This is a genomic window from Paenibacillus endoradicis (genome assembly GCF_024721975.1).
The window spans coordinates 275,275-282,671 of sequence record NZ_JANQBB010000008.1 but is presented as its reverse complement, the minus strand read 5'-3'; the positions used below and the strand labels follow the sequence as shown (position 1 = coordinate 282,671).

Below are 7,397 nucleotides of genomic sequence, written 5' to 3'. Positions count from 1 at the left end.
CACTGCCTACTTTATTTGGATCAAACATGAATGTGAGTGTAGCTGGTTTACTGAAATTTTCCGGGAAGTTTTTCAGTATCTCAAATACATGACTAGCTAGCAGTTCATCATTAGCTAGAAGGTTGTTCGTTTCAAGTAATTTTTCTATCGTAATCGTTACATCGTTGTTCGTAGCATTCACTGGTATAGCAACCGTTACTTCATTGTCTAACGTAACCGTTCCTGTACTCCCTGTTGGAATCGTTATCTTACCATTGGATGAGGTTACATTCGGATCAATGATCGGTGTTGATCCACCATTGCCGCTAGACGCTGCCTTACGCGTCACGACTACCGTGTACACCTTAGACAATTCATTCCCCACTGTTACCGTTATTGTAATCGTATTTGCTCCTACTTTAAGTGGAAGCGTAGCACTTGCAGCACCACTTGCTACGATCGTACTTGCTTCACCATTCACAGAGACTTTTACTACTGCTGTTGGTTCGACTACTGTAGGAGTAACAGTAAGACTAGATACTCCATTGGATACATCTTGCGTATAATTTGTCTCTAATCCTGTAAATGTCTTATTCAATGCACCACTACTTAATACTAGATTACTTAGATCAAGACTTGCTTCGCCACGTGTTACGACAACCGTATACATCTTAGATGGCTTATTCCCAACCGTTACCGTTACTGTTATCGTATTTTCTCCTACTATAAGCGGAAGTACATTACTTGCTTCTCCAGTTTTAACAATCTCACTGTCTTCGTCATTCACAGAGACTTCCACTATTGCCGTTGGTTCTAGTGCTGTAGGAGTCACCGTTAGACTGGTCTTTCCATACGCTACTTCTTGCGTATAACTTGTCTTGCTACTTGTAAATGCCTCATTCAATGTACCACTGCTTAATGCTAAGTTACTTAGATTAAGATTTGCTTCGCCACGAGTCACGACAACCGTATACTCCTTAGAAAACTCATTCTCATCCGTTACGATAACTGTAATCGTATTTGCTCCTACTTTAAGCGGAAGATCAGCACTTTCTTCACCGCTAGTTACAATCTCACTATCTTCGTCATTCACAGATACTTTCACTATGGTTGCTGAGTTCTCTACTGTAGGAGTCACCGTTAGACTGGTCTTTCCATACACTACTTCTTGCGTATAACTTGACTTGCTACTTGTAAATGTCTCGTTTAATGCACCACTACTTAATAATAAGTTACTTAGATTAAGATTTGAAAGAATGATCTGTTGCACCGTTGCATCTGTATATCCTTCCGCAACTACTACGATCTTATAGGTAGCAGCTGATAAAACGTTAGAAAATAGTGTAATCTTACCTGCTTCTATCGAGTAATCTTCTTCACTCAATGTATCCCCATCAGCAACAATGTCTGTAATCTCTTCTCTCCATGTTGGATCATCAGCGAATGTAATTTCTATATCATTTATAACATCGTTATCCGTCGTATCAGCTGTTAGAACTGGAGGATCTTGTAACCACGCTGCATAGAAGGTTACATCTGCTCCTACAATATATAAATCTCCTGGTTCATAAGTATCTCCTCTACCGTCTGGTTCTGTATTCCAACCAAAGAACGTGTAGCCTAGTTTGGATAATTCCCCACTATTATCATCTACTATTATTTCTTGATCTTGCGTATAAATTTTAGTTGTTGGAACTGTACCACCCGTATTGCCATTTCCTGAATAGATGACATGCTCAGGGACAGGCAATTGGCTCAAATAAGGATATCCATTATTATGTAAAGGGTCTATCGTCCAAACATTAGCATCGAAGGTCCAATTCGTGTAGGTTGCTGCTACTTGCATTTCTGCCGTGGAGACTGATTCACCTTTACCACTATCAGATTGACCTGTTGTTTCCTCATTGTAGAAACCGTTGCTTATAGTAATACCATTACTTGAAATACCAATCAATCCGCCTGTGCCACTATTGCCAGTTACCTTACCTGTCGCATAACTATTAATCAACACTTGTAGATTGTTTCCTATTAAACCACCTACACTATTGGAACCGGTAACATTTCCTAGTGCAAAGCTGTTTGTAACAATATTATTACTATTTCCAATTAATCCGCCTACCTCATTAGAACCATCCACGTTGCCAGTAGCATAGTTTTTATCAAATGCGTTATTAGTAGTAGCCAAACCGATTAAACCGCCTATATACATTATTCCGGACACGTTGCCAGTAGCGTAATTATTATTAATTACTCCACTATCACCATAACCGATCAAACCGCCTATATAATACCCTGTACTACTTATATTGACATTAGCACTACTACTAAGAACCTTACCTCCGTAGTTTCTACCAACCAAACCTCCGACAAAACTACTACCTGAAGCTTTGCCTGTAGCGGTAACTGCATTCACAGTACCATTATTCTGTCCTACTAGACTAGCTGTACTATTCATTCCTTTAATATTTACATCAATAAGATTAATGTCACTTATCAATGCTGAGTAATCAATTATTCCGAATAATCCCTGTAAATCTGTAGTAGGTCTATTAATATACAAATTACTAATGGTATATCCATCTCCGTAAAAATTCCCCTTAAAATAACCACTGATATTACCTATCGGAGACCAACCTTGTCCTCCGTTGCTCGTTACATAGCTACTTAAGTCTATATCATTAGTCAATTCAAAATAAATACCAGCGCCTAAATAATTACGAACAGCGTTCAATTGATCGGCGTTAGAAATTTGATATGGATCAGATTGAGTTCCAGTCCCACCAGCAAAGTCTAGTTGAGCAGCTGACACCTTATGATTTCCCAATATTGCTATTTGCTGTGTAGTACTTAACAACATCGTCATCGCTAGCAGAATTACAGTTACTTTTCTTCCTAATTTCCTCATCTTTTTCTCCTCTAATACTCATTATTTTCTTAAATAGACTACTCCTTTAATTTTATAGTGCTTTTACTAAAATTACGCCTACCCATATGGGTAGGTTTTTGCGTAAAAATCATCTTTTTTTTTAATTTGGAGCAGTTTTTCTAGGAAAAATAAAAAACCGTCCCAAGTGATCGTTATTTCTCGATCACTTGGGACGGTTTTCAGATGTTCTATGGAACTATTGTTTTCTATTAGTGGTAGCTGGCTTTCGAATGCGGCTTTTTGAACCTGCACTATTATTTTTTTGCGGCAATCTTTTTTTGCGTAATAATTTCCCGATATACCGCAGGCGTTACACTTTCAAATTTCTTGAATGTCTTTATAAAATATCCCGCATCACAATACCCAAGCTGTTCACCAATTTGCGTAATAGATAAGTTAGTAGTAGTTATAAGTTCTTTCGACCATTCTATTTTAAGCTTTGCCACAAACATTGTGAAGTTTTCGCCCATTTCCCGCGTAAATAGTCTACTAAAGTAGCTAGAGCTAATATGACAAATCAAAGCCATCTCTTGTAATGTGTAATTTTCGTTTTTATGGGTATATATATAATCTAATGCTGGTTGAAGTACGGAATGGGAAGAGGCAATTGTTTGCGACTGTTTCCCTTCCTTCTCACGTAATGCACTAGATAACCCTTCTTGAAATGCTTGAAGACTACGATCTTTCAATGTTTCCAATGTCGATTGATCAATTTCGCCTGAAAGTGCATTTTTGTACATATCTATCGCCACATTTTTGTGAATCATCTCACCTACGATATATGTCGACATATGAAATAACATATCGGCAATCGATTCGACTTCTTCATAAGATAAAATTGGTAAGTTATTATAATGTTCTTTATTAATTGGTAGCTTATCTAAATCATCTAAATGTGCCGGACGAGATATAATCTGTTCAAGTGGTGATGTTGCTTCATCACGCAGTTTAATTTGTCCTGCCATTATCGCCCCGATATATTGATTGTTAAATATAATCGGGATCGCAATATCTACAATATTGAAATGACATAAGTATATATAAGGCTTATTCATTCGAGCTGCTTCTAAACCAGCATGGGAATCACATTTCTGGCAATATTTCGATAGATTAGCATCTTGTCTCACACCTTGACAAAATGATTGGCAATGACTATGTTTCGTGACAGGTACTCCTTTATAGTCCACTAATATAATCGCCATTTTAGTCACGAGAGAAAGTGAATCTTGGAGCTTATGCCATTTATTCAAGTCAATCGTATGTTCTGAATCAAATAGTGATTGTGACATCATAAACTACACTCCATTATATAATTTTATCTTCTCATTCTCTTATTATACTAAAACTTTCGCAAGGAGGACAAGATATTACGATATTAGCGCATAAAAACAAGAATTTACGACATAATACTACTTTAAATAGAGATGAACATGTCATGACTAATACGATATAGACATCTATAATTAGTGTAAATTGATTGTTACAATGGGAGGATATTAATATGAGAAGAGCATTTATTAGTCCAACAAAATATGTACAAGGTGAGAACGAATTACTAAACTTAGGTTATTTTGTGCAAACATTCGGAGATTCAGCATTGTTAATTGCACATCCATCAGATGTAGCCCGTGTGAAAGAGCAATTAGAGGCAACAAGTAATCAATTCAAAATCAAGCTCGTTGAAAGCGGTTTCCAAGGGGAATGCTCAAGACAAGAAGTAGCAAGATTACAAGCTTTAGCGAAGGAACATAACTGTGCTTGTACGGTCGGATTAGGCGGTGGTAAAGCGATCGATACAGCCAAATGTGTAGCTGAAGGCGAAGCTCTTATTATTGTGCCTACGATCGCTGCTACAGATGCTCCGACAAGTCACTCGGCGGTTCTATATACTCCAGATGGTGCATTTGATGATTATGCATACTTCAAGCAAAGCCCAAGCGTAGTTATGATTGATACTACAATTATTGCTAATGCACCAACAAGATTTCTAGTATCAGGAATGGGTGATGCACTTTCCACATATTTTGAAGCAAGAGCAACAGCAAATTCTTATTCTAACGTCAATGCGGGATTACCTTGCGGTGTTCGTGAAGGAATTGGTGGCCCAGCTAAAGGTACAAAAGCGGCATCAGCTTTAGCAAAATTATGCTATGAGACACTACTAGAAGATGGACTTCAAGCTAAAATTGCTTGTGATATGAATGTGGTTACTCCTGCTTTAGAAAATATTATCGAAACAAACATTTTACTTTCAGGACTTGGATTTGAAAGTGGTGGCTTAGCAGCTATTCATGCTATTCATAATGGATTAACTGAACTTGAAGGTACGCATCATTACTTCCACGGTGAAAAAGTAGCATTCAGCACCATTGCACAATTAGTGCTTGAGAATGCAGATCAAATTGAAATTGACGAAGTACTTACATTCTGCAAATCCATCGGTCTTCCTATATGCCTTGCTGATATCGGCGTAGATTCCGTAACCCACGAAGAATTAATGAATGTTGCTCGTAAAGCTTGTATTCCAGAAGAGTCTATTCACTCTATGCCCTTCCCAATTACAGTAGAAGCTGTAGCAGCTGCAATTATGGTTGCTGATCAACTTGGTCGCCAATTCAAGTCAGGAAAGGAATAATATAATGAAAAAAATTATGAATCAACCTGAAACGCTTGTCCGTGAGATGTGTAACGGGATTGTGTTAGCACATCCCCATCTAGCGTTTAATAGTAAATATAAAATCATTTCAAAAAAACAAATTAACACGAATAAAGTAACGCTAATTAGTGGCGGCGGCAGTGGTCATGAACCAGCTCATGCTGGATTTGTCGGAAAAGGTATGCTAGATGTTGCAGTATGTGGTGACGTATTCGCTTCACCTTCTCAAATTCAGCTTTATCAAGCGATTCGTAACTCCGCAAGTAATAAGGGAACGCTACTTGTTATTAAAAACTATAGCGGCGACATTATGAATTTCAAAAATGCCGCTCACCTTGCAAGTGAAGATGGTATTCAAGTGGACTACGTCATTGTTGATGACGATATTGCTGTTGAAGATAGTCTCTATACTGTCGGAAAACGTGGTGTAGCTGGTACCGTTCTTGTTCACAAAATTGCTGGAGCTGCTGCTGAGGCAGGCTTACCACTAGCTGAAGTGAAAGAAATTGCGCAACAAGCGATTGCTAATATTAGAAGTATTGGATTCGCTTTTACTTCTTGTACCGTTCCTGCTAAAGGTACACCAACCTTCCAAATTGCCGACAATGAGATGGAGTATGGTGTTGGTATTCATGGTGAGCCTGGCATTAAGCGCGAAGCGGTCATTTCAGCTGATCAATTAGCCGAGCGTACCGTTACTTCACTATTAAACAACCTTAATATAGACAATGATACAAATGAAGAAGTTGTCGTTATGATTAATGGGTTTGGTGGTACACCTTTACAAGAACTTTACTTACTGAACAACTCTGTTAGTCGTGAACTAGCAGGTAAAAACAAAATCATTTATAAAGCGTTTGTTGGAAATTATATGACAAGCATTGATATGACTGGTGCATCCGTTACGATCATGAAACTTGATGATACACTTAAGAAATGGCTTGCTGAACCATGTAATACACCTGCACTTGTCATTCAAGATGAATTTGAACCCGTTCCTTTCACAGAAGTAGTTCACGGTGAAACAACGGAGAATGTTGTTTCTTACAAGAATGAAACTAATGCTGCTTACGCGGTAATATCTAATAATGAGCTATCTCTGAACAATATGATGTATTTAGTTGATCAGATGAGTGAAGTAATTATTGAGAATGAAGTACCATTTTGTGAGTTAGATGCGCATGCGGGCGATGGAGACTTTGGTATGAGTGTTGCTAAAGGATTCAAACAATTGAAATCCGAATGGAAAGAGATTACTACCAATCACTCCTCCAATATCGGTGAGTTCTTAGATGCATGTTCCATGATCATTATGGAACATTGTGGCGGGGCATCAGGCCCGATCTGGGGTTCTGCGTTTCGTGCGGCAAGCAAGTACGCTGGCGATAAACAATCGCTATCCATTCATGAAGTTGCAGGCTTAATGCAAGCAGCTGTGAAAGGAATTCAAGATACTGGTGAGCGTTCATTCGGTAGAGGTGCTGTTGTCGGTGATAAAACATTAATCGATGCATTAGTTCCATATGCTGATACATGGGAACAATGTGCCAACGATGGAGAAAGTATTAAGGCTGCATCACTAAAAGCTGCTGAAGCTGCTGTTCAAGGTGCTAAGCAAACGGAAGCTATTGTTGCTCGAATGGGTCGTGCTGGTACTGTTGGCGAACGCAGCATTGGTTATCCAGATGCAGGCGCTCATGGACTTGGCGTTATCTTTACGAATCTCGCTCATGTAATGAATGAGACAGTACAATAGATTAACAACACAAAAAGGAATGAGCTTTGATCAACTTAGAGCTCATTCCTTTTATTTTGAGCTATTATGCAACTTACTAT

4 protein-coding genes are annotated in these 7,397 nt (G+C 38.4%); 2 read left to right on the top strand and 2 right to left on the bottom strand.

The window, feature by feature from the left end:
- Both NV377_RS23155 and NV377_RS23150 read right to left on the bottom strand, forming a co-directional pair.
- The coding region (locus NV377_RS23155; RefSeq protein WP_258203183.1) for a cadherin-like beta sandwich domain-containing protein at positions 1-2,884 on the bottom strand (2,884 nt) is incomplete at its 3' end.
- Positions 2,885-3,159: 275 nt separating this feature from the next.
- On the bottom strand, positions 3,160-4,197 hold the full coding sequence (locus NV377_RS23150) for a PocR ligand-binding domain-containing protein (protein ID WP_308860212.1): 1,038 nt from the start codon (positions 4,195-4,197) through the stop codon (positions 3,160-3,162).
- Between the two features lie 209 nt (positions 4,198-4,406).
- On the opposite strand from NV377_RS23150, the gene NV377_RS23145 reads away from it, so the two are divergent.
- Positions 4,407-5,540 (top strand): glycerol dehydrogenase, encoded by a 1,134-nt coding sequence (locus tag NV377_RS23145; protein WP_258203182.1) that lies wholly within the window; start codon positions 4,407-4,409, stop codon positions 5,538-5,540.
- A 4-nt stretch (positions 5,541-5,544) separates the two neighbouring features.
- Entirely contained in the window at positions 5,545-7,317 is a 1,773-nt protein-coding gene (dhaK, locus tag NV377_RS23140; RefSeq protein WP_258203181.1) for a dihydroxyacetone kinase subunit DhaK, read from the top strand.
- The last annotated feature ends 80 nt before the right edge of the window (positions 7,318-7,397 follow it).